We start from the raw sequence: 22,895 nt of genomic DNA on the forward strand, positions 1-22,895 counted from the left end.
AAAAACCCGCTCGGAGGCGCATTACGGTTCGGACGTCGTGGCTGCAAGGCCACATTCCCCGGAATTTAACCATAATCGATGGGCATCAGGGCTCGGCCATTTTGTTGACGGATCAAAGGGATGGTAGTGAGGGGCGAGTCGGGTAAAAACATTGGCGGGGCATTGGGGAAGCCTCGGCCAGGATCTGGCGCTGCCGGGTGTTTTGACCTCGAGAACGGGGGGATCGTTCAGACCGATGGGGTCGATCGATAAGTACATTTTCCGGACGACGCTGGCGTCGTTTGTCGTGGTTCTGGTCAGCCTGACAGGGGTGATCTGGATTACGCAGGCGTTGCGCGGCATCGACCTGATGACGAGCCAGGGTCAGACCATTCTGACGTTTCTGGGAATCACCAGCCTCGCGATCCCGGTGCTGGTGCTGATCATCTCGCCGATTGCGCTGATGATCGCAATTTCGCACACCCTCCACAAGCTTGCCACCGATTCCGAAATCATCGTGATGAACGCGGCCGGGCTGTCGCCGTTTCGACTGTTCCGGCCGTTCATCTACGCCACCGTGGTCGTGGCCTTGCTGGTGGCGTTTATCGCGGCCTATCTTGCGCCCGACGGTATGCGCCGGCTGAAACGATGGGACGCTGAAATCACCGCCGACGTTCTGGCGAACGTTCTGCAGCCCGGCCGGTTCGCGCAACTCGATCCAAATCTGACGATTCGTGTTCGGGAACGCCAGCCCGGCGGCCTGCTCGTTGGTATCTTCATTGACGACCGCCGCAATCCGAACGAGCGCCTCAGCATCGTCGCCGACCACGGAACCGTGATGAAGAACGACAACGGATCGTTCCTCATTCTCGAAGACGGACACCTGGAGCGACTCGAGGCCGGCAAGCGCGAACCGAACATGGTGGCGTTCCGCCGCAATGCGTTCGACATGTCGAAATTCTCAAATCGGGGGCATGACGTCGTTTACGGCATCCGCGAGCGCTACCTCTGGGAGTTGATCGCCCCGGAGCCGACGGACCCGCTGGTTCAGCAGTTGCCCGGCCAGTTCCGCGCCGAGCTTCACGATCGCTTCACGGCACCGATCTATCCGTTTGCCTTTGCCGCACTGACCTTCGCATTCCTTGGAACACCGCGCACCACGCGTCAGAGCCGCAATTTCTCCATGGGAGCGGCGATTGTGACGGTTTTCGGCCTGCGCATGGCAGGCTTTGCGCTTTCGGTCATGGCCGTGAAGTCGCCGACCGCGCCGCTCCTGCAATATCTGCTTCTTTTCGCTGCGATCGGTGTCAGCCTGCGGGTGATCGTTGCCGGAACCGTGCTCGAACCGCCCGCCGCGTTGATGGAAGCGATCAACAGATCGAACGCACGGCTCCTCCGCCTGCTGGGGAGGCCAGCCGTCGCATGAGCATGTTGACGAACACATTGGGCCGTTATTTTGCCAGCCGTTTTGTGGTGGCTGCGCTCGGCGTGTTCGCCAGCATCTTCCTGCTTCTCGTTCTCGTCGATTACATCGAAATGGTCCGGAGGACGTCCGGACTTGCGTCGGCATCGGCAATCATGGTTGCGGAAACATCGCTTTTCAGGGTGCCGCAACTGCTTGAGAAATTGACCCCGTTTTGTGTCCTGATCGGCGCCATGACCTGCTACCTGGCCTTGTCGCGGCGGCTGGAACTGGTGGTGGCGCGCGCCGCCGGCATCTCGGCATGGCAATTCATCTCGCCGGCACTCGCATGCGCGCTCGTGCTCGGCGTCCTCGCGACCACGGCCTACAATCCGATGTCAGCCAACCTGCGCGAATTATCCAAGAAAATGGAGGCCGAGCTGTTCGGTAGCGTCTCGGGAGGGGGCCTGCAGGAGGCATCCGGCTTCTGGATCAATCAGGTGACGGACGATGGCCAGGCCATCATCAACGCCGCGCGCAGCGAGCAGCAAGGCGTCCGCCTCACCGGACTCACCGTGTTCAGGTTCGATCCCGACTCCACGTTCCGGGAGCGTATCGAGGCACGCGAGGCGACCCTTGAGGACGGCCGCTGGCTATTCAAAGGCGTTCGCCGCTTTACGCTCGACAGCCCCCCGGTCGAGCAGGAGACCTTCGTCCTCCCGACCAGTCTAACGGCGGCGCAAGTTCGAAACAGTTTCTCCACCCCCGAAACCGTGTCATTTTGGCAACTACCGGGGTATATCAGGTCGTCCGAGAGTTCAGGATTCGCTACCGCAGGCTACCGGCTGCAATACCACAAACTCATCGCACAGCCGTTTTTGCTGGCTGCAATGGTGATGCTGGCGGCCTCGGTGAGCCTCAGGTTCTTCCGCTTCGGCGGCGTGCAGAAGATGGTTTTGAGTGGCGTGGGGTCAGGCTTTCTGCTCTACGTCCTGTCCAAGGTAACCGAGGATTTGAGCAAGGCCGAGTTGATGAATCCAATCGCTGCGGCGTGGCTGCCCGTTTGCGTGGGCGGCCTCGCTGGCTTTTTGGTCTTGCTGCACCAGGAGGACGGGTAGTGGCCGGAATCGCCGCCCTCCGTAGACGCTCGACTGCTTGCGAGCGGCGCACCTCCCTGCGCCGCCGTCGAATCGGCACGTCCGCGATTCTGCCCATGCTGGCCACCACTGCTCTCGGTCTGATCATCGCCGTCGCGCTGGACATCGTCACGATCACGCCGGCCGCGGCCCAAAGCTTCACCTACAACCCTCGCCCGGCAAAGCCCAAGCCGGCACCGGCTCACAACGATGGGCAGATGCTCGTTCAGGCCAACGAGGTCGACTACGATTACAACAACTCGCGCGTCTCGGCCGTTGGCAACGTGCAGCTGTTCTACAACGGAACCGGCGTCGAGGCGGACAAGGTCATCTACGACCAGAAAACCAAGCGGCTCCACGCCGAGGGCAACATCCGCATGACCGATGCGGACGGCAAGATCACCTACGCCAACATCCTGGATTTAAGCGACGACTACCGGGACGGCTTTGTCGATTCGCTAAGGGTCGACACCGCGGACGCGACGCGCATGGCGGCAAGCCGGGCCGATCGGACCGAGGGCAACTACACCGTCTTCGAGAACGGCGTCTATACCGCCTGCGCGCCTTGCAAGGACGATCCGAAAAAGCCTCCGCTTTGGCAGGTCAAGGGCGCCCGCATCATTCACGATCAGACCGAGAAGATGCTGTACTTCGAGGACGCCCGGCTGGAATTCTTCGGCGTGCCGATGGCCTATATGCCCTTCTTCTCCACGCCGGATCCGACCGTGAAGCGCAAGAGCGGCTTCCTGATGCCGTCTGTAACTTCGTATAACCCCTTTGGGGTCGGGATCGAGGTCCCCTATTATTTCGCGCTCGCGCCGGACTACGATCTGACCCTCTCGCCGCGTTTCACCACGCGGCAGGGCGTGCTGATGCAGGGCGAGTTCCGGCAACGTCTCATCGACGGCGCCTATCAAATCCGTGCTTATGGAATCAACCAACTCGATCAGAACGCCTTTGCCGGGCAGCCCGGCGATCGCGCGTTCCGCGGCGGTGTCGATACCAAGGGCCAGTTTGCGTTGAACGACAAGTGGGTCTGGGGCTGGGACGGCGTCCTGGTGAGCGACTACTATTTCTTCTCCGACTACCGGTTAAAGCAGTACCGGGATCCCCTGCAATCGTTCCTGACCCTGCCGACCGAAGCGATCTCGCAACTCTATCTGTCCGGCGTCGGCAACCGTAGCTATTTCGATGCCCGCGCGATCCACTATCTGAGCTTCTCAGGCAACCAAAGTCAGGTTCCGGTTGTTGCGCCGGTCATCGACTATTCGAACGTCATCAACCATTCGGTCATCGGCGGCGAGTTCAGCTATAAGTTCAACTTCACCAACCTTACGCGCGATCAGGCGCAGTTCGACCCGATCTCGACGCTGGGGAACACATCGTTCGCGTGCGCCCCAACGTCGGCAGACTCAGCTTTGAGAGTGCCGGCCAATTGTCTGCTTCGAGGCATCCCGGGAACGTATACGCGCCTGACCGCCGAAGCACAGTGGCGCAAGTCGTTCACCGATTCCTTCGGCCAGATCTGGACGCCGTTCGCCTCGCTCCGTGCCGACGCGATCAAGGCCGACATCTCGAACCAGCCGGGCGTCGACAAGTTCATCCAGCCCGGTAACACGAGCACGGTCCGCCTGATGCCGGCGGTGGGCCTCGAGTATCGCTACCCCTTCATCAACGTTCAGCCCTGGGGCACCACGACGATCGAACCGATCGCGCAGGTCATCATCCGCCCGAACGAGAGTTATGCGGGCAAGCTGCCGAACGAGGACGCGCAAAGCCTGGTATTTGACGCCAGCAACCTCTTCAGCGTCGACAAATTCTCCGGATACGACCGCGTCGAAGGCGGCGGCCGCGCCAATGTCGGCGTGCAGGCGACGACCCAATTCGACCGCGGCGGCTCGATCAATTTCCTGTTCGGCCAGTCCTATCATCTGTTCGGCCTGAACTCGTTCGCAGTCGCTGATATCGCCAATACGGGCGTTGATTCCGGCTTGCAGCGCGCGCAATCTGACTATGTGTCGAGCATCAACTATTCACCCAACAGCATCTTCACATTCAGCACGCGCGCGCGTTTCGATGAAGCGACCTTGAACGTACAGCGCTTCGAGGCCGAAGGCCGCGCCAGCTTCAACCGCTGGTCTGCGAGCGTCCTGTACGGCGATTATGCCGCGCAGCCGGACCTCGGATATCTTACGCGCCGCCGGGGCATTCTGGGTACCGGCTCCATCAAGGTTGCATCGAATTGGGTCGTGCAGGGTGCGGCACGCTGGGATCTGGAAGCCCACCAGATCAACCAGTATACAATCGGCGCAGGGTACGTGGACGACTGTTTCGTTCTCGGCCTCAATTACGTGACGTCATACACCTACTCTGCAGGAACGACGCCGCCCACGCTAAATCATGCTTTCATGCTTCAGCTTGGCCTGCGGACCCTGGGCCAGACCCGTGGAGGGTCGAGCGGCGCCGGCATCCGGTAATTTTCAGAGCGGCGGCACTTTGTATCGCAGGCTGCGTATGGCAGGCTGCGTCGCCTGATGTGACCCAGACCTGGCTGACACGAGACCTGCTAGCGCGACTGACATGAAAATGACCTTGCTCCTCCGGGCGTTTTGCCACCTTGCCCTATTCGCAGTTCTTTCGTTCGCCTGCCTGAACGCGCCGCTGCATGCGCAGTCCGTCGCGGTCATGGTCAACGGCGAGCCGATCACCAGTTTCGATATCGAACAGCGCAGCCGGCTGATTCAAATATCCACGCACAAAACTCCGACCCGGCAGCAGGTGATCGACGAATTGATCAACGAAAAGGTGAAGGTCAAGGAAGCCAAGAAGTTCGGTGTAAACCCGACCTCGGCGGATATCGATCAGCAGTACGCCAGCATGGGTGCGCGGATGCGGATGTCACCGGAACAGTTGACGAAGTCGCTCGCCTCTCAGGGTGTTCGTCCAGACACGATCAAGGCGCGCCTGAAAGCCGATCTTGTCTGGGGAAGCCTCGTGCGCGGCCGCTTCAAGGATAGCCTTCTTGTCAGCGACCGCGATGTCAACGAAGCGCTGAGGAACAGCGGCGAGGATCAATCGAAAACGGAGGGGTTCGAATACCAGATGCGCCCCGTCGTGTTGGTCGTTCCGCGCGGCGCGGCAGCTTCTGTGATGGAGTCCCGGCGCAAGGAGGCGGACGCATTGCGCGAACGCGTTCAGTCGTGCGCGGATGCGACTCGCATTTTCAAAGCGATGCGCAACGCCACAATACGCGAGACGGTCGTCAAAACTTCGGCCGACCTACCGCCGCCGATTCGTGATTTGCTCGACAAGACGCCCGTGGGCCATCTGACCCCGCCGGAGATCACGCGGCAGGGTGTGGAAATGGTGGCTATCTGCGGAAAGAAGGCAACCAGCGTGGATACCCCAAAGAAAAAGGAAATCCGCGAAAAGATGTTCGCCGAAAAGTACGAGAAGAAATCCAAAGACTATCTGGAAGATATCCGGAAATCCGCGATGATCGAATATCGTCAGGGCGGCCCCGGGAAAAAAGGCGAATAACAGTGACGTTCGTGCCCCTCGCTTCGGCTAGTGGCTTGATTCTAACATTGCATCCCGTTGCGGCAGGAGTTCTTGCAAATGTTAGAATCAATGAAAGTCGCGCTGGAGCGATCGCGTGGTGAGGCCTGTTGCACTGACCCTGGGTGAGCCGGCCGGCATCGGACCGGATATCGCGATCGCGGCGTGGCTGCGACGCGAAAGTGATGCCGTGCCGCCTTTCTATCTCCTCGGCGACCGCGCCTTTATCGCAGCCCGCGCCAAACTGCTTGGTGTTGATCTTCCTCTGGCCGACGCCGACCCCGGCGATGTCTCCGGGATATTCACGGAAGCGCTTCCGATTGTTCCCACCGGCCATCCGACAACCGCGCGTCCCGGTCATCCCGATCACAACAGCGCTGCGGCAGTGATCGGATCCATCCGTCAGGCGGTCAACGACGTTGTTGCCGGACATGCGGCCGCGCTCGTCACCAATCCGATTGCAAAGAGCGTGCTGTACCGTGCCGGATTCGCTCACCCCGGCCATACCGAATTTCTCGCCGAACTGGCGGCGACAAACGGCCAACCGCCGCAACCGGTGATGTTGCTGTGGTCGTCCGATCTGGCGGTGGTGCCGGTCACGATCCATCTTCCCCTGCGCGAGGCGATCACGACGCTATCGAGCCGGATGATCGTGGACACCACGCGCATCGTCGTTGCCGGCCTGCGCACGCGCTTCGGGATTCCCCGCCCCCGTATAGCGGTATCCGGATTGAACCCTCATGCCGGAGAGGATGGATCGCTCGGAACCGAGGATCAGACAATCGTCGCTCCGGCCATCGCAACCCTGCGCGCTGAGGGGATCGACGTCAAAGGCCCGCTTCCCGCCGACACCATGTTCCATGAGGCCGCGCGCCGGACCTATGATTGCGCGATCTGCATGTATCACGATCAGGCCCTGATCCCGGTCAAGACGCTGGCCTTCGATCGAGCGGTCAACGTCACGCTGGGGCTGCCGTTTATCCGGACATCGCCCGATCACGGCACCGCATTCGACATCGCCGGTACGGGACGCGCCAATCCGTCGAGTCTGATCGCCGCGCTGCGCCTGGCCGCGCGGATGGCGGACTCAACGCATTTGGCATGAGCACGATCGACGACCTCCCCCCGCTGCGCGACGTCATCAAACGTCATGCGCTATCGGCGCGCAAATCGCTCGGACAGAATTTTCTGCTCGATCTGAACCTCACCGCACGGATCGCGCGCGCCGCCGGCCCGCTTGAGGATGCGACCGTCATCGAGATCGGCCCCGGTCCCGGCGGGTTGACCCGCGCGCTGCTTGCCATGGGCGCGCAGCGCGTCATCGCCATCGAGCGTGACGCGCGTGCGCTCGGCGCGCTGGAAGAAATATCGGGTCGCTACCCCGGCCGCCTCACGATCGTCAACGCGGACGCGACGCAATTCGATTCCCGCCCGCTGCTCGGCACGACGCGCGCCAAAATCGTCGCCAACCTGCCCTATAACATCGCGACCGCACTGTTGATCGACTGGCTCAGCGTAGAACCCTGGCCACCCTGGTATGACACCATGGTGCTGATGTTCCAGCGCGAGGTCGCCGAACGCATCGTCGCCCGCGAAAACGAGGAGGCTTATGGCCGCCTCGCCGTACTGTCGAACTGGCGCGCCGAAACCAAAATCCTGTTCGACATTTCGCCCGCAGCGTTCGTCCCACAACCCAAGATAACGTCCTCTGTCGTTCGGCTGGTGCCTCGCGACAAACCCGAGACTTGCGAGCGCCGGTTGCTCGAACAGGTTGCCGCCGCCGCCTTCGGACAGCGCCGCAAGATGCTGCGGCAAAGCCTGAAATCACTGCCCGCCGATCCGGCTCGGCTGACCGCGGCGGCCGGCATCGAACCGACGCAGCGAGCCGAGACGGTTCCGATATCCGGATTTGCCGCCATGGCTCGCGAATTGGCGGACATACGGAATAGAACGAACCGGGCCTGAGGAGAGAAACGTTATGGCCCTGATGAAACGCCAATCTCTCGTCAAATTCGATGCGCCGCTGTGTCAAACCGTTGTCGATACGCCGAAGCCGCAGGGCCGCGAGGCGCTGGTGCGCATTGAACGCTGCGGACTGTGCCATTCCGACCTGCATATACAGGACGGGTATATGGATCGCGGCAATGGCGAACGGCTCGACATCACCCGCGGCATGACGCTGCCGCTCACGCTCGGTCACGAGATCGCCGGCGTCGTCGTCGAGGTCGGCCCGGATGCTCCGAAACATATCGTCGGGCAGAAGAAGGTGGTATTTCCCTGGATCGGCTGCGGCCAATGCCGGGATTGCCTGGCCGGCGATGAGAATTTCTGCGCCAAAAACCGCTTTCTCGGCGTTTCGGTCGACGGCGGATTCGCCAGCCATGTGCTGGTGCCCGACACAAAATACCTGCTCGATTACGATCCCCTGCCCGTCAACATGGCGGCGACGCTGATGTGTTCCGGCATCACCGCCTATGGTGCGCTGAAGCGCCTCGTCGACCGGCCGCGCCAGCGCAACCTGCTGCTGATCGGCCTCGGCGGCGTCGGCATGATGGGACTCGCGTTCGCGCAAGCCATGTTCAAGCAGAGAATCTCAGTCGCGGACTTGAGCCCCGCGGCGCGCGAAACCGCACTCAGGAACGGCGCTGCGGTGGCCTACGACCCGTCGGAAGGCGATATCGTCAAGCGCGTCATCAAGGAGAATGACGGCGGCTTCAACGCCGTCATTGATTTCGCCGGCAACGAGAAGTCGATGAGCTTTGCGGTTGCAGCCGTTGCCCGCGGCGGCAAGATCGTGGTCTCGGGCCTGATGGGCGGTCATTTCAACCTGCCGATGGTGCAGTGGATCTATAAGCGCATGACCATTGAAGGCTTCATGGTCGGCACGCTCGCGGAGGCGCAGGAGTTGATGGCACTGGCGCGTGCCGGCAAGATCAAGCCGACACCCATGAGGGAGGAGCCCATGGCCGATGCCCAGAAATGGATGGAGCAATTGCGGGCCGGCAAGGTGGTCGGCCGCGTCATCTTCAAGAACTGACGAGGATCTCGCCGGAGCACCCTGACCTCACCAAGGGAACCGGGCGCACGACACGCTGCTCGCTAAACGTGCGTTTAATGCGCGCGCCCGGCCTCAATTAAGCCCCAGCCATTCCGGATTTGCGGCGCAATGCGACCCAAGTCTCTCCCGACAATTTGGCGAAGACGTCATCGCGTTCATCTCGTCATCACCGGGGATGCTCATGTCAAACCGTTTGGGGAAACTGCTCTCAACATTTTTGATCGCTTCGTTGGCCGGCAGCGTGCTCGCGATCGCCGCGCACAGTCCGGCACGCGCAGACGACACCTGCCTGTCGGGACCGAAAGCGACAACGCCGCGCGGAAGCCACTGGTACTATCGCGTCGAGCCGGGAACGAAACGTCACTGCTGGTACCTCGGCGCAGAACGCGGCAAGATCGCGCAGAAGCCTGCGGCAAAGCCCTCATCGCCTGCCCTCGCACCGGATAAGCCCGCCGAGACGTCTGCGGCAACGCCTTTGCAGCCGTCCGTCGCCAACGCCCTCGCGGAATTCGACAGCACGACGGGTGCGCGTGATCAGGCGACCGCCAGTCCCCCGGCATCCGACACGGCTTCCTCAGACGCGCGCGACCAGGCAAGCGCCGCCCCCCCGCCGTCCGACACGGTTTCCTCAAACGATGCCGCAGAGACCGCGGATACCTCGCAGTCAGCCGTAACCACGCGCTGGCCCGATCCGGCCATCAATGCGGCTCCGGTGATCAATACGGCACAACAGCCGGCACCTGCGGCACCAGTCACGTCCAGCCCGCAGTTGCAGAACGACCGGCCGGCACCCGCGGCAGCAGTCGTGCCTGCTCCGCAGTTGCTTGGCGAACGCAGCGAGCCCGGCCCCGCTGTCCGCATCGCCGACGCTCCTGAGTCCGAGGCATCGTCCTACTCGATCATGATGCTGCTGGGCGGACTTGCCGGCGCGTTGGCATTCGCAGGTCTTCTCGGATTTGCGGCTATCAAGTTCGGAAACCTGAGCAGTTTCGGAAATCTGAGCAGCCTCGGGCACATCCGTCGTCGTCCGGAGTCGATCTGGGATGTGGTCGATAACGGTCACCCTCCGCCATGGCAGCGGCGGGATACTGACATCGCGCCGACGTCCGCCAACGACCCGCTCCGCGCTCGCCGGGAGATCGAGGCCCAATCGCGCGACATCATGGAAATCCTGTCTCGGGCGTCACGTGGAGCAACGACTTAAGAGATGGACTAATTCTCAAGTTGCCGCTGCAGTTCGCGCACGAACGCCGTCAATCCCGTTCGGCGTTCGCGCTTGAGCCGCTCGGCCTTCAGGATCGACTGCACTTCGGCAAAGGCTTCATCGATATCCTGGTTGATGACGATGTAGTCGTACTCAGCCCAATGGCTCAGTTCATGCGCAGCGCGGTCCATTCGTCCGCGGATGACCTCGTCGGAATCCTGGGCGCGGGTGTGCAGACGTCTCTCGAGGTCGGTTGCGGACGGCGGCAGAATAAAGACGCTGACCACGTCTGCCCGCGCTTTCTCCCGCAATTGCTGCGTGCCCTGCCAATCGATATCGAACAACACGTCGCGGCCGGATGACAGCGCCGCCTCCACCGGAGCGCGCGGCGTACCATAGCGGTTGTCGAACACCGTGGCCCATTCCAGCAGTTCGTCGCATTTGACCATGACCGCGAACGTCGCTTTATCGACGAACCTGTAGTCGCGACCATCGACCTCGCCGGGCCGCATCGGCCGCGTGGTGGCGGAGACCGACAGGCTCAAGCCTTCGACCCGCTCGATCAGCAGCCGCGACAGCGTGGTCTTGCCAGCCCCCGAAGGCGACGACAGCACGAACATCAGGCCGCGCCGTTCAACTCCATCGAAACCCTGGCCGTGAGCAGCCATCGATCACTCCAGATTCTGAACCTGTTCGCGAAACTGCTCGACGACGTTTTTCATCTCGAGGCCGATATTGGTCAATTCGAGATCGTTCGACTTCGAACAGCAGGTGTTGACTTCCCTGTTGAATTCCTGCGCAAGGAAATCGAGCCGCCGTCCGATTGGACCACCCCCGCCGATCAATTCGCGCGCCTGCGAAATATGCGAGGCAATGCGGTCCAGCTCCTCGCGGATATCGGCCTTCGCGGCGATCAGGATCGCTTCCTGATGGAGCCGATCCTGATCGAAGCGGTCGGATGCCTCGAGAAGCGCTGCGATCTGCTCGGCGAGCCGCGCCTTCACTGCGTCCGGCCGGCGGCCGGGCGCGGCCTCGGCCCTGCTCGCGAGACGTTCGATCTCATCCATCCGCTGCAACAGGATCTGACCGAGCGCGGCGCCCTCACGCTCGCGCATATCGATCAGGCTGCGCAATGCCTGTTCGAAAGCACCAGTGGCGGCGGCCTTCGATTCCTGCTCCTCCGCTTCGTCGATGTCCGCTTCAACGACTTCGAGAACACCCTTGATCGATAGCAAGCCGTCAATGCTCGGGGCGACCGCTTCAATCCTGCCGGACAAATCTCCGGCGGCCTTCAGGATAGACGCCAGCACCTCCTCGTTGATGCGAGCGACGGAAGCGGCGGTGCTGCGCTTCACGGTCAGGTTGGCGTAGACTGTGCCGCGCGACAACACCTGGGCCGACCGCCTGCGCACCGTTGATTCGATATCGTCCCAGCCGGGCGGCAGCCGCGTCCGAAGGTCGAATCCCTTGGCGTTCACTGATTTCAACTCCCATTCGAACGCATAGGGCCCACTGGCGCCGTGGCTTCGTGCAAAGCCAGTCATGCTCGACAACGCCATCGCGTGGTTTTCTCCGAAGCGTCCAGATATGAGATTCGCGGGAACGGATGTTCCTAGTGGAAACTCGACATTAGCTACCCACTTTGCAGCAGACCCGGCAAGCGGATGTCAAATTCAAAATTCCACTAGAAACCTATTAGAGCCTTTTCGCTTCTGATGGAATCAGAAGCGGGCTCTATGATTTTGATTTGACGCGTTTTCTTCACGCGAACCGGTATCCACTTCGCTTGAAAACGCTCTAGTTGCTAATGGTTCTTTGATTCTAACATTAGCAGGAACTCCTGCCGCTCCGGGATGCAAATATTAGAATCGGACCACTAGGCTAGAGAGTTTTGCGGACGAGTGAAATCCGCTTCCGACGGCGGAATCCAACGGCGCGCTGGAATACGACGTCCACTACTGGACAACGTGCCGCGAAGGCTCTGCCGCGCCCTGCCGGGCCGGCCGGGGTCGCTTCCGCGGCGCAGGCTTCGCGGCAGGTGTTTCTCCTGTCGCATCGGTATCCGTTGCGGCGGGCGCCGCAACCGGCGGCGGCGGATCGTCCTCCGGTTCGACCGTATCGTTCTGGATCTGCTTTTCCATGGTCCGAAGCCGGGCGACGTTCTTCTGGTGCTGCTCGTAGGTCTCGGTGAAACTGTGTCCCCCGGTCCCGTCGGCGACGAAGAACAAATCGCGCGTCCGCGCCGGATTTGCCGCGGCTTCGAGCGAGGCCCGGCCGGGGTTCGCGATCGGTCCGGGCGGCAACCCTTCAATCACGTAGGTGTTGTACGGGGACGGTTGCGTGATTTCGCTGCGTTTGATCGGCCGCCCCAGCGTTCCCTTGCCGCCGACCAGCCCGTAGATGATGGTCGGATCGGATTGCAGCTTCATTTTCTGCTTCAGGCGGTTGACGAACACCGCCGCGACCCGGCTGCGTTCATCCGCCTTGCCCGTTTCCTTTTCAATGATCGATGCGAGTGTAACGAGCTGCTCGGGCGTCTTGACGGGCACATCGGGGGTGCGACGCTCCCAGATTTCCGCAAGCAGGCGCTTCTGCGCCTGTTGCATGCGCTGGATCACCTGCTGCCGACTGGTTCCGCGCGGGAATTTGTATGTCTCGGGCAGCAACGAGCCCTCGCGTGGAATCTCGCGAATGGTCCCCGAGAAAATCTCGTTCTCCGAAAGACGTGCTACGATCTGCTCGGAGGTCAAGCCCTCCGGTATAGTCACGGAATGCTGCACCACCTTGCCCTCGACAATGGTGCCGATGACATCGCGCAGACTGGCATTCTTCTGGAATTCATATTCGCCCGGCTTGAGGCCGGCGCGTGCCTTTAGCGCCAATACGCTTCCGATAAACGCCAGGCGATTGCTGTCGATCACGCCTTCGCGCTGGAGAATGTCTGCGATATCGCCCATTCCGGCCCGGGCCGGAATGTTGACGATCTTGTCTTCCCGCAGCGGTCCAGGCGCCTCGATCTTCTGCTTGCCGTAAACATAGATTCCGCCAACGCCAAGCATCCCGATCAGCACGATGGTGATGATCGCGTTGCCGGCGATCACCAGCGGGCTGCGGACGCGCGCGGAGCGCTTCGGCGGCGGCGGCACCTGTTCGGGTTCAAGTGCAGCGCGCGGGCTGCGCGGAGAAATGGGCGGCCTCTCAGTCATCGATGTAACCTGAATCCTGTCGGTTCAATCGCGGCCGGCGAATGTCTTTGCCCCGGCCACCAGCTTACGCCCGTTACTAGGATTTATCATCGAATGCGGCGAAACGGTGGATTTGCTCCCGTCACGCGTTAATCGGCCACACGCCGCATGACAACGGACGCGTTGGTGCCGCCGAAACCGAACGAATTCGACAGCACCACATTGATCTCCCGGTTCCGTGCCTTGTGCGGGACGAGATCGATCGCGGTTTCCACGGAGGGATCATCAAGGTTGATCGTCGGCGGCGCGATGTTGTCGCGAATCGCAAGGATACTGAAAATCGCTTCGACAGCGCCGGCGGCGCCCAGCAGATGGCCGATCGACGATTTGGTTGACGACATCGACGTCCTCGATGCGGCGTTACCAAGCAGGCGCTCGACTGCGCCCAGTTCGATTTCATCGCCGACCTGAGTGGATGTGCCGTGGGCGTTGATATAGTCGAGGTCCGACGGCGATACGCCTGCGCGCTTCATCGCCGCGGTCATGCTTCGAAATGCGCCATCGCCGTCCGGCGACGGCGAGGTGATGTGATAGGCATCCCCCGACAGGCCATAGCCTGTCACCTCGGCGTAGATTCTCGCGCCGCGCTGGCGTGCATGCTCGTACTCCTCAAGCACAACGATACCCGCGCCCTCTCCCATCACGAAGCCGTCGCGACTCTTGTCGTAGGGACGCGAGGCTTTCTGCGGCGTGTCGTTGAATCCGGTGGACAGCGCGCGCGCCGCGCAGAAGCCCGCCATGCCGATACGGCAGATCGGCGACTCCGCGCCGCCCGCCACCATCACATCGGCGTCGCCGAGCGCGATCAGGCGGCTGGCATCGCCGATGGCATGAGCACCGGTCGAACAGGCCGTGACCACGGCATGGTTCGGCCCCTTCAATCCGTGCTCGATCGACACGTAACCCGAAGCGAGATTAATCAGGCGTCCCGGAATGAAGAACGGCGACACCTTGCGCGCTCCCCGCTCCTTCATAAGAACCGCGGTGTCTGCGATTCCCGACAGGCCGCCGATGCCGGAACCGATCATGGTCCCGGTCGCGCAACGATCCTCCTCGGTTGCCGGATGCCAGTTCGCATCGTCGAGCGCCTGCGTGGCGGCGCACATCGCGAAGATGATGAAATCGTCGACCTTGCGCTGGTCCTTCGGCTCCATCCACTGGTCGGGATTGAAGGTTCCGTCGGTCCCGTCGCCGCGCGGAACGACGCAGGCGATTCGGCTCGGCAAATCGGCAACGTCGAACGTCTCGATCTGCTTCGCGCCGCTCTCGCCGGCGAGGATGCGTTTCCAGGTCGGCTCGACGCCGCAGCCAAGCGGCGACACCATGCCGATACCTGTGACGACGACGCGCCTCATATGAAAAACTCCAGCCTCCTTGCGAGCCATAAGGAAAAGCCGGTGGACCGTTCGCTCACGGCCCGTCCGGCTTCATCAAGATCGCGCGAGAGCGTCAGCTTTTCGCGTTCTTCTCGAGAAACTTGGTGGCATCGCCAACGGTCAGAATCGTCTCCGCCGCGTCGTCGGGAATTTCGCAGCCGAACTCTTCCTCGAAGGCCATCACGAGTTCGACGGTGTCGAGACTGTCGGCGCCAAGATCGTCGATGAAGCTGGCATTATCGACAACTTTCTCGGGCTCTACGCCAAGGTGCTCGACCACGATCTTCTTTACCCGCTCGCCAATCTCGCTCATCATTAAACCTCGCGTTTGTTCAATTGGACCCGACCGCAAAACGAGCCAGCGTGGAGCACTAACTCGCTAAGTTCCTGTCGCTATAGCAGTCGTGTAGAATCGGTCTGTTCCGCTTTGAGCGGGTGCGGACCGGCAAACGACGGCAGCCTCCGCACCGCCAATATACAGGGTTTCAAATTCCTGCAATGGCGTTCTTCGCCCACCCGTTGTTCGTTCGGTTATCACACATCGAAAGCCTTGACTACAAGGCCTGGCGGATGGGCCCAAAACCCCTCAAATCATTGCCATTCCGCCATTGACGTGAATCGTTTGTCCTGTCACGTAAGCCGCTTCGTTCGAGCTCAGATAAACCGCCGCCGCCGCGATATCCGCCGGCGTCCCGAGGCGCGCCGCCGGGACTTTCGTCAAAATCGCCTCCCGCTGCTTGTCGTTCAGCGCGTCGGTCATCGGCGTTGCGATAAATCCGGGTGCAATGCAGTTGGCCGTCACACCGCGCTTCGCATATTCCGCGCCCAGCGTCTTGATCATGCCGATCAGCCCCGCCTTCGATGCAGTGTAATTCCCCTGGCCCGGATTGCCGGTCACGCCGACCACCGAGGTGATCGCGATGATTCGGCCGAAGCGCTTGCGCATCATCAATTTGGTCGCGGCGCGCGCCAGGCGGAACGTCGCGGTCAGGTTGATCCGGATGACATCGTCCCAATCCTCATCGCGCAGTTGCACGAACAGATTGTCCCGGGTGACGCCGGCATTGGCGACGAGGATATCGACTTGCCCCATCGCCTTCTCGGCATCGGGTACCAACGCCTCGACCTCTACCGCATCGGACAGGTTGCAGGGCAGCACATGGACGCGCTCGCCAAGCGTGCTTGCCAGCGCCTCCAGCACCTCGCGCCGGGTGCCGGAAATTGCGACCGTCGCTCCCTGCGCATGCAGCGCCTTCGCAATGGCGCCTCCGATGCCGCCGGTCGCGCCGGTCACGAGCGCGGTCCTGCCGGTCAAATCGAACATCGTGTCCTCTCCCTCTCGCTTACGCCGGTTGCGCGGCAGCCAGCGCTTCCCTGGCCGGCGCGATGTCGTTCGGTCCGCCGACGGCGACGCCAATAGCGCCATCCGCAATGCGCTTGACCAGCCCGCTCAGGACCTTGCCGGCTCCGATCTCGAAAAAGCGCGTCACGCCATGTCCCGCCATGTAGGCCACCGACTCTCGCCAGCGTACGGTCCCTGTGACCTGCTCGATCAGGCGGCGGCGGATCTCGTCCGGGTCCGTGATCGGCGCGGCCAGCACATTGGATACGACCGGCGCGGCCGGCGTATTGATCGTCACGTTAGCCAGCGCCTTGGCCATCGCGTCGGCGGCCGGTTGCATCAGCTTGCAATGAAACGGCGCCGACACCGGCAGCAGCATCGCACGCCTGGCGCCCCGGGTCTTTGCGATCTCGACCGCACGATCGACCGCCGCCTTGTCGCCCGACACGACCACCTGCCCGCCGCCATTGTCGTTCGCGGCCTGGCAGACTTGACCCTGCGCGGCTTCGTCGGCAACCGCCACCGCGGTCTCGTAATCCAGACCCAGCAGCGCCGCCATCGCGCCGACGCCGACCGGTACCGCCTTCTGCATGGCGAGGCCGCGTGTCCGTAGCAGCCGCGCCGTATCGGCGATGCTCAGGCTTCCCGCGGCCGCCAGCGCGGAGTATTCCCCGAGCGAATGCCCGGCCACGAAGGCGGCATCACGGGCCACGGAGAATCCGGCCTCGACCTCGAGCACGCGGAGCGTGGCGATGGAGACCGCCATCAATGCCGGCTGGGCATTCTCCGTCAGTTGCAGGGTTTCAGCGGGACCGCCCCAGATAATGGCGGTCAGTTTCTCGCCGAGAGCGGCATCCACCTCGTCGAAAACGGCTTTCGCGACCGGAAAAGCGTCCGCCAGTGCCTTGCCCATACCGACGGTCTGGGAACCCTGCCCAGGAAAGGTAAATGCCGCTGTCATGCGTCCGCCCCTTGAAACCCCGAGCGGAGAGACACCGCGCGCCAGATGATGTCAAGAAGGGCGGGCGGACGAGACCCTATCAGCCCACGGTCACGCCGTCCCGGATCCGCCTGGCGGCAGGGATTGACGGCTTCGACGGTGCGCGCGACCGGCGCCTGCTCTTGCAAGCGGCCTGAAAATCCGTATAACCCGCGCCATCCGTGGATCCCGGCCGGGAGCTGAACGGACGGTCTCAGCAATTTCACCTGTCAGGCGATATTGATGCGGCAGGGCCCGTCGGTCCGTCGTCCCGTGCTTCCGCCTTCTGAGCTTATCCCGAGTCCTTTCCGAAGGTCTCGAAGGGCTTGCCGCCGAGGTCTGCGCCAACTTTAGGAAAGGACACCCATGCCTCTCTATGAGCATGTTTTTCTCGCGCGCCAGGACGCGAGTTCCCAGCAGGTCGAAGAACTGACCAACCAGATCACCGGTGTGATCACGGGATTGGGCGGCAAGGTCACCAAGACCGAGAACTGGGGCGTACGCTCGCTCACCTATCGCATGAAGAAGAACCGCAAGGCGCATTTCGTGCTGCTCAACATCGACGGGCCCGCCGCGGTGGTCAGCGAGATCGAGCGCCAGGAACGCATCCACGAAGACGTCATCCGCTACCTCTCGATCCGCGTCGAAGAACACGAGGAAGGTCCGTCCGCGATGATGCGCAAGGCCGATCGCGACCGGGAGCGCGACGATCGTGGCGGCGGTTTCCGTGGCGACCGCGAAGGCGGCTTCCGTGGCGACCGCGGTCCCCGTCGGCCGCGCGAGGAAGCCCCCGCAGTGGTTGAGGAGTAAGAATCATGGCTGATGCCGGTGCACGCCGTCCGTTTTTCCGCCGCCGCAAGACCTGCCCGTTCACGGGCGCGAATGCGCCGAAAATCGACTACAAGGATTCCAAGCTGCTGATGCGTTACATCTCCGAGCGCGGCAAGATCGTGCCGAGCCGCATCACGGCGGTATCCGCCAAGAAACAGCGCGAACTCGCGCGCGCCGTCAAGCGTGCGCGCTTCCTCGGCCTGCTTCCTTACGTCATCCGCTAGAGTCCTGGAGCCTTTCCGCTTCTGACGCCATCAGAAGCGGGGCTCCATGATTTTGATTTGACGCGTTTTCTTCACGCGAACCGGTGTCCTCCTCGGATCAAACCCGAGGACGTGCTTCGCTCGGAAACGCTCTAATTCGGCGATGGGCGACGGCGTTCACACCCGCCGCCCGTCATCTTTTTTCATAAGGCTTCCGGGTCATCCGGTCGCCGATGGTTGGGGTTCAAAAAGGACCTCTAACCGCTCGTTAGAGCCACACACCCTTTTCCCAGCAAAATCAATACCTATGCCGCCGAATGTTCTCATTTCGTGCACGGCTTTTCGGCCCGTTTCTGGTACGAAACTGGTACGGCCGCGGGACTTTCATTCCGGCATTTCGGTGCATATTGAGCTGTGCCAAACGCGCGCTCACCCGCTCGGTTCCGACCGGCGGTTTGCCATGGCGCTTAAGCTGCGCTTGATGGGCGACATGTCACCCCGCGTGATCCAGATGCCGTTGTCCGGCGGCGACCGGAAGCACTACGCCCGCGAGCTGCGGCGCGTCGAAAGCCTGCATGCCACACTGGTGAAGAAGGTCGAAGCCGCCCATGGGGCGGCCGAGGAGCATCTGCGGCTGGCGCACCGGCTTGAATGTGAGGAGTGGAGTGCGCGGCTGTTCCTGGGCGGCGAGGATGCGCCGTCGCCCACGATCTTGGCCGCGAGATCGATGTCTGGTCATTCTGACCACTCTGCGCAGTGCCGCCCTACGACCCCGTTATTGAATATGAACGGTTGTCCAGCCGCTTAGGGGGATTTAATGTCGCACGCCGGAACGCAAAACGCCCGCGTCCATTAGCCATCTACACGTTAAAGGGAGTGCTCTTATGAGAAAGTTTATTATGGCGTTGGCAGTTGGCGCAGCCGCATTGATCGGTGGCGCCGCTGCAAACGCGGCAGACCATCCGGTGAGGGCAAAGACCCCAACCGACGTAACCCAATCATCGACCGACATCAGCTCTCAGCGGCGCCATCGCCACCATGGCCATCGTCACTACCGCCACCATCGCCATTATGGCCATCGTTACTACCGTCCGCATTACAGAAGCTACGGCTACGCTCCGAGGTACTATGGCAGTCCGTACTACGGCAGGGGATATGGTTATGGCGGGCCGAGCATAACGTTCGGCTTCGGCGGATACCGCGGTTGGTAATAACAAAAAGCCCGCAGCGATGCGGGCTTTTTTTACAGCGTCGCCGGCTTTGCTGCTGCGATAGAGACCATCGCCGGCGCACAATTCTGATCGGAAGAGCACGACGTCTGTATGCGCGCCGTGGGATGAGGCGGAGATGCTACAATGTCCGCTGCCTGACGGATCGCTTAGGATTGTCGCCAGCGGTGAACGGCAGGACGGTGAAGCCGCCTAAACTTTTGGATCAGGCATCATGAGACCGTCGAGATCGTAAGCTGCCCGGAGCATCAAGATCGGCGCGGCTTGCCAAGATAGCGTCAACTTGGCATGCGTATTCCGATGGTCAAATTCGTTGAGTCCCGCCCATTTGCCAATCCGGAATCTGCCGCGCGAAAGCTGGCCGAGATCGCCCGCGAGCTAACCTGCGCACAAGGCTGGGCCTATACCGGCGTCACGAACACCGCGTTTTTGCGGGCCGGCGGCAACGTGGCGGAATATGGCGCCGGCATAGCGCACGGCATTGCCTATGGGCTGTTCGCGATCGATACATCCGGGACTCGGATAACGATTCTGGAAACGCTCGTTTCATGCCGGATTGAGATCGTAGAGGCGCGCTGATGTCCAACATCGAACCCCTCGCCCGCGAAGTCTGCGAACGGGTTTGCCGCCGAAACGGCATGGCCGAAGCCGATATCCCAGCATAGGTCGATAGCCATTGGGAAACTGCTGCGGCCGAGATCGAGGCTGGTAATTGCGACGATAACGGCGAGATCATTCCGGGATCAGATTGGCAGAAAGGCGTAGAAGCCTACCGGGAGCGGATGGCAGCGAAGCACAAGACCGAATAGAAGAACCCGCCGGAGCGCTTCCGTTGGGGATCTTCAATGAACAAACGTAAAGCCTTGATCCACATCCGAGCACTGATAAAGGCACGTGAGCGAGAAGGCTCCTCCGGCTCGACGAAGGCCAAAGTTGTTGCGTCACAATGGGCTTTGATCAGTGAAGAACGCTACAAAGTTCAACTACACGACCAGATCAGACTTACACTGACGGAGCGTGGATGGGTTCCGGTTATTGCCGGGAAAGACGGCAGCCTCGTCGGGTGGGCGCCGACTTCTGCGAACACGTTCAAGACACCAGAAGAAGCTCTGGCTGACCTGAGAACGCACCACGACATATAGAAAACCCCGCCGGAGCGGGGTTTCTTAGTCGTTCGATCAGAACCGTTGTGGCCTAATTTTCGACGGTGGGAGTTTCTTGGGGTTGAATGCATCGAGCGCCACGGCCGCAGCGGGTGCCGGAATTTGTCCCTGCTTCACTTTGCCGAGCAAATAGCTTGGCATTTTGTTTGCGACGTATTCCTTCTTTATCCAATCGCGGAATTCAGCCAGCGCCTCGTCGGGGTAGCAATATGCTGGTTGGGGATTTGAGAGCGCTTGCGGAAAATAGTCAGGATAATTGTGATCGTATTTGATGCGATCGCTGTAAACCGCATCGAGGTTGTTTGACGTCCAGTGCTTACCCCAATGTTGCCCAACACTGATGTCAGGAATGAAACTTGACCCAAGATTGGCGCCCGACCGGATGAGCGTCACTGTGATATCGGCCAGCTCTTTGAATACGCTGAAATAACCATCAGGCACTGTGTGGAAAGACAGAGACACCCGGTCGTGAAACTGTTTCCAGGCAATGTCACTTGCACCAGTCGGATTGTAGCCAACTTGTGCGTAAATAAACGCTTGGAAGCCTTTGCGAGCTAGGGTCCGGAAGCTTTCAGCGGCCTTGGCATTTGAAATGCCTTTGGCTTCGAAGGCATAATATTCGAGGATTGCCATACATACGGCTGACGGGACCGCGTGGTGGATCGTCCCGTTAAGGTTCGTCGCGATGAAGACGATATTATCGTCACCGGACTGCGCGCGAACCAGCTCTTTGATGCGCGCTTCGCGTGGACGCAAAGGATTTGCTTGCCATCGCGCAGTGATATCGAGAATCGACGTGTGATCGACGCCGCACATCCGGGCTAAGCCGCGAATGTTCAGGTAGGGCGTCCCGTCACTAAGGACCCCCATGAGAACGCCATCAATTTCGCGTTCTGTTGCAATTTGCAAGTCGAGACGGAGCTGTTGAGGGCCGGTGACCAAGTCTTGGCTTTTAGCCATTTTATCTAGCCTTTTCAGTCTGTTGGGGTGGTGCCCAACTTGGCTAGACACGTTCTCCGGAATGGTTACATTCACGGTTGCACAGAGCGAGTCAGCGCCAAGCTGGTTCGATCTACGAAAGGCCGTCGCGGTTCCGTGGCGGCTTTTCGCGTTCGAAGTTCCAAGTATATCAGATTTTCCAGAAATTGGAACCGACGGAACCCCTCCCCGTCCCGCGCATTACCTACCCGGACGGTCCAGCAACCGTTCACCCCCAAGGACCCCGACCCGCCGGTGACGCCCCTCGCCGGCGGGTTTCTTGTGCATCGCTCACATTTTCGCGCTCAATTCGCGCCCGCAGCCGCTTCATCGTGAACTCGATCTCGCCGCCCGGCAGTTCGCGGCGCGCGAACGCGCGTCGGCTGCGTGAAACTGACCGCGATACGAGAGATGAACCAACCGTAACGAAGGAACCGCTGTTCCTTCGGAACGCGCTCGAGGCGCGCCCGTTGGCCTACATCGGATGAACTACAAAGGAGGCGCTTCCTATGAGTTACGATCCCGAAACGCGCCCCAGTGTGGGCAAAGATGTGCATCAGGACCCAGGAGGTGACCATCCGTCGCCGGCTCCCGATAACGCGCGCCCTACGGGTCGCCTGACCGCCAGTGACAAAGAGTCAGGGAAAGCTATCTATGGTGCCGAGAACAAGAAGATAGGTTCCATCGAACGCGTCATGGTTGACAAGACCAGCGGAGAGATCGCCTACGCCGTGCTGAGCTTCGGCGGCTTTCTCGGCATCGGCAACGATCATTACCCGGTGCCCTGGAAGCTACTTAGATACGATGCCGAACTTGGCGGGTACCGTTCCGACATAAGCGGTAATCGGCTGAAGGGCGCACCGAAGCATGGCACCGAGACCATCTTTGACTGGAACGCCCGATACGCAGTGCTCGACAAGTACGATAACGAGGTAGTGATACGTCCGGGTTAAACCGCTTGGATGAAGTGCAGAGTGGACGAGCCGTCCAAGATCGTGACCGTCCACGATGTCGACAATGTCATGCTCGGGAGATGGACTATGGCAAAGATCGAAGACGGACACATCATTGAGACTGCAAGAGAAGCGCGAGGAGCAGAGCGCGGCCCCAGCGTGCGCAACGTACTCCTCGCGAGCACTGGACTTGTCGTGGCTGGCTTCGCGGTGGTCTACATGGTGTATCTTGCGGCCTGAGTTGACTGGGCGAGTCGCT

General features: G+C 61.2%; 24 protein-coding genes. 16 read left to right on the forward strand and 8 right to left on the reverse strand.

Annotated features, from left to right (window positions below):
- Nucleotides 1-235 precede the first annotated feature (235 nt).
- The 8 genes from lptF (at nt 236) to NHAM_RS11960 (ending at nt 10,337) form a co-directional block, all read left to right on the forward strand.
- The gene (gene lptF / locus NHAM_RS11925) at nt 236-1,405 is read left to right on the forward strand and encodes an LPS export ABC transporter permease LptF (protein ID WP_011510808.1); all 1,170 of its coding nucleotides are present in this window, start codon (nt 236-238) and stop codon (nt 1,403-1,405) included.
- Nucleotides 1,402-2,499, forward strand: a complete 1,098-nt coding sequence (gene lptG / locus NHAM_RS11930; RefSeq protein ID WP_011510809.1) for an LPS export ABC transporter permease LptG — start codon at nt 1,402-1,404, stop codon at nt 2,497-2,499. The genes lptF and lptG overlap by 4 nt, the downstream gene beginning before the upstream one ends.
- Nucleotides 2,499-4,994, forward strand: a complete 2,496-nt coding sequence (locus tag NHAM_RS11935; RefSeq protein ID WP_011510810.1) for an LPS-assembly protein LptD — start codon at nt 2,499-2,501, stop codon at nt 4,992-4,994. The genes lptG and NHAM_RS11935 overlap by 1 nt, the downstream gene beginning before the upstream one ends.
- A gap of 103 nt (nt 4,995-5,097) precedes the next feature.
- Nucleotides 5,098-6,057, forward strand: coding sequence for a SurA N-terminal domain-containing protein (locus NHAM_RS11940; RefSeq protein ID WP_011510811.1), 960 nt, complete (start codon nt 5,098-5,100; stop codon nt 6,055-6,057).
- A gap of 115 nt (nt 6,058-6,172) precedes the next feature.
- Nucleotides 6,173-7,180: a 4-hydroxythreonine-4-phosphate dehydrogenase PdxA gene (gene pdxA / locus NHAM_RS11945; RefSeq protein WP_011510812.1), complete on the forward strand. Its 1,008-nt coding sequence runs from the start codon at nt 6,173-6,175 to the stop codon at nt 7,178-7,180.
- Complete coding sequence (rsmA, locus tag NHAM_RS11950) at nt 7,177-8,040, forward strand: 16S rRNA (adenine(1518)-N(6)/adenine(1519)-N(6))-dimethyltransferase RsmA (RefSeq protein ID WP_011510813.1); 864 nt, start codon at nt 7,177-7,179, stop codon at nt 8,038-8,040. Before pdxA ends, rsmA begins: the two co-directional genes overlap by 4 nt.
- A gap of 13 nt (nt 8,041-8,053) precedes the next feature.
- Complete coding sequence (locus tag NHAM_RS11955; protein ID WP_011510814.1) at nt 8,054-9,112, forward strand: alcohol dehydrogenase; 1,059 nt, start codon at nt 8,054-8,056, stop codon at nt 9,110-9,112.
- A gap of 202 nt (nt 9,113-9,314) precedes the next feature.
- Nucleotides 9,315-10,337 carry a hypothetical protein gene (locus NHAM_RS11960; protein ID WP_011510815.1) on the forward strand — a complete coding sequence of 341 codons (1,023 nt, stop codon included), beginning with the start codon at nt 9,315-9,317 and terminating at the stop codon, nt 10,335-10,337.
- Between the two features lie 8 nt (nt 10,338-10,345).
- On the opposite strand, the gene gmk is transcribed toward NHAM_RS11960, so the two are convergent.
- From gmk to fabD, 7 genes are all read right to left on the reverse strand, one after another.
- On the reverse strand, nt 10,346-11,005 hold the full coding sequence (gmk, locus tag NHAM_RS11965) for a guanylate kinase (RefSeq protein ID WP_011510816.1): 660 nt from the start codon (nt 11,003-11,005) through the stop codon (nt 10,346-10,348).
- A 3-nt stretch (nt 11,006-11,008) separates the two neighbouring features.
- Nucleotides 11,009-11,896 (reverse strand): YicC/YloC family endoribonuclease, encoded by an 888-nt coding sequence (locus NHAM_RS11970; protein WP_011510817.1) that lies wholly within the window; start codon nt 11,894-11,896, stop codon nt 11,009-11,011.
- Between the two features lie 396 nt (nt 11,897-12,292).
- Nucleotides 12,293-13,543 (reverse strand): endolytic transglycosylase MltG, encoded by a 1,251-nt coding sequence (gene mltG / locus NHAM_RS11975; RefSeq protein ID WP_011510818.1) that lies wholly within the window; start codon nt 13,541-13,543, stop codon nt 12,293-12,295.
- Nucleotides 13,544-13,671: 128 nt separating this feature from the next.
- Nucleotides 13,672-14,937 (reverse strand): beta-ketoacyl-ACP synthase II, encoded by a 1,266-nt coding sequence (fabF, locus tag NHAM_RS11980; protein WP_011510819.1) that lies wholly within the window; start codon nt 14,935-14,937, stop codon nt 13,672-13,674.
- Between the two features lie 94 nt (nt 14,938-15,031).
- On the reverse strand, nt 15,032-15,271 hold the full coding sequence (locus NHAM_RS11985; RefSeq protein ID WP_006610957.1) for an acyl carrier protein: 240 nt from the start codon (nt 15,269-15,271) through the stop codon (nt 15,032-15,034).
- A 273-nt stretch (nt 15,272-15,544) separates the two neighbouring features.
- Nucleotides 15,545-16,282 (reverse strand): 3-oxoacyl-[acyl-carrier-protein] reductase, encoded by a 738-nt coding sequence (gene fabG, locus NHAM_RS11990; protein ID WP_011510820.1) that lies wholly within the window; start codon nt 16,280-16,282, stop codon nt 15,545-15,547.
- Nucleotides 16,283-16,301: 19 nt separating this feature from the next.
- Nucleotides 16,302-17,261: an ACP S-malonyltransferase gene (gene fabD / locus NHAM_RS11995; protein WP_011510821.1), complete on the reverse strand. Its 960-nt coding sequence runs from the start codon at nt 17,259-17,261 to the stop codon at nt 16,302-16,304.
- 384 nt (nt 17,262-17,645) lie between these two features.
- Between fabD and rpsF the strand changes: the two genes are divergently transcribed.
- The 6 genes from rpsF to NHAM_RS12020 all read left to right on the forward strand — a co-directional run bounded on the left by rpsF (nt 17,646) and on the right by NHAM_RS12020 (nt 20,684).
- Nucleotides 17,646-18,089: a 30S ribosomal protein S6 gene (rpsF, locus tag NHAM_RS12000; protein WP_011510822.1), complete on the forward strand. Its 444-nt coding sequence runs from the start codon at nt 17,646-17,648 to the stop codon at nt 18,087-18,089.
- Nucleotides 18,090-18,094: 5 nt separating this feature from the next.
- Nucleotides 18,095-18,334 carry a 30S ribosomal protein S18 gene (gene rpsR, locus NHAM_RS12005; RefSeq protein ID WP_011510823.1) on the forward strand — a complete coding sequence of 80 codons (240 nt, stop codon included), beginning with the start codon at nt 18,095-18,097 and terminating at the stop codon, nt 18,332-18,334.
- A 439-nt stretch (nt 18,335-18,773) separates the two neighbouring features.
- Entirely contained in the window at nt 18,774-19,121 is a 348-nt protein-coding gene (locus NHAM_RS12010) for a hypothetical protein (protein ID WP_011510824.1), read from the forward strand.
- 76 nt (nt 19,122-19,197) lie between these two features.
- Nucleotides 19,198-19,524: a hypothetical protein gene (locus tag NHAM_RS24895; protein WP_081434992.1), complete on the forward strand. Its 327-nt coding sequence runs from the start codon at nt 19,198-19,200 to the stop codon at nt 19,522-19,524.
- A gap of 318 nt (nt 19,525-19,842) precedes the next feature.
- A complete protein-coding gene (locus NHAM_RS12015; protein WP_157043610.1) occupies nt 19,843-20,121 on the forward strand; it encodes a hypothetical protein in 279 nt (92 codons plus the stop codon).
- Between the two features lie 266 nt (nt 20,122-20,387).
- Nucleotides 20,388-20,684, forward strand: coding sequence for a hypothetical protein (locus tag NHAM_RS12020; protein ID WP_011510826.1), 297 nt, complete (start codon nt 20,388-20,390; stop codon nt 20,682-20,684).
- A gap of 36 nt (nt 20,685-20,720) precedes the next feature.
- On the opposite strand, the gene NHAM_RS12025 is transcribed toward NHAM_RS12020, so the two are convergent.
- Nucleotides 20,721-21,665 carry a hypothetical protein gene (locus NHAM_RS12025; protein ID WP_011510827.1) on the reverse strand — a complete coding sequence of 315 codons (945 nt, stop codon included), beginning with the start codon at nt 21,663-21,665 and terminating at the stop codon, nt 20,721-20,723.
- Between the two features lie 527 nt (nt 21,666-22,192).
- Here NHAM_RS12025 and NHAM_RS12030 point away from each other — a divergent pair.
- The gene (locus NHAM_RS12030; protein ID WP_011510828.1) at nt 22,193-22,636 is read left to right on the forward strand and encodes a PRC-barrel domain-containing protein; all 444 of its coding nucleotides are present in this window, start codon (nt 22,193-22,195) and stop codon (nt 22,634-22,636) included.
- 87 nt (nt 22,637-22,723) lie between these two features.
- Nucleotides 22,724-22,876, forward strand: a complete 153-nt coding sequence (locus tag NHAM_RS27580) for a hypothetical protein (protein ID WP_198136925.1) — start codon at nt 22,724-22,726, stop codon at nt 22,874-22,876.
- Nucleotides 22,877-22,895: the final 19 nt, after the last annotated feature.

This window comes from Nitrobacter hamburgensis X14 (assembly GCF_000013885.1).
GTDB classification, from domain to species: domain Bacteria; phylum Pseudomonadota; class Alphaproteobacteria; order Rhizobiales; family Xanthobacteraceae; genus Nitrobacter; species Nitrobacter hamburgensis.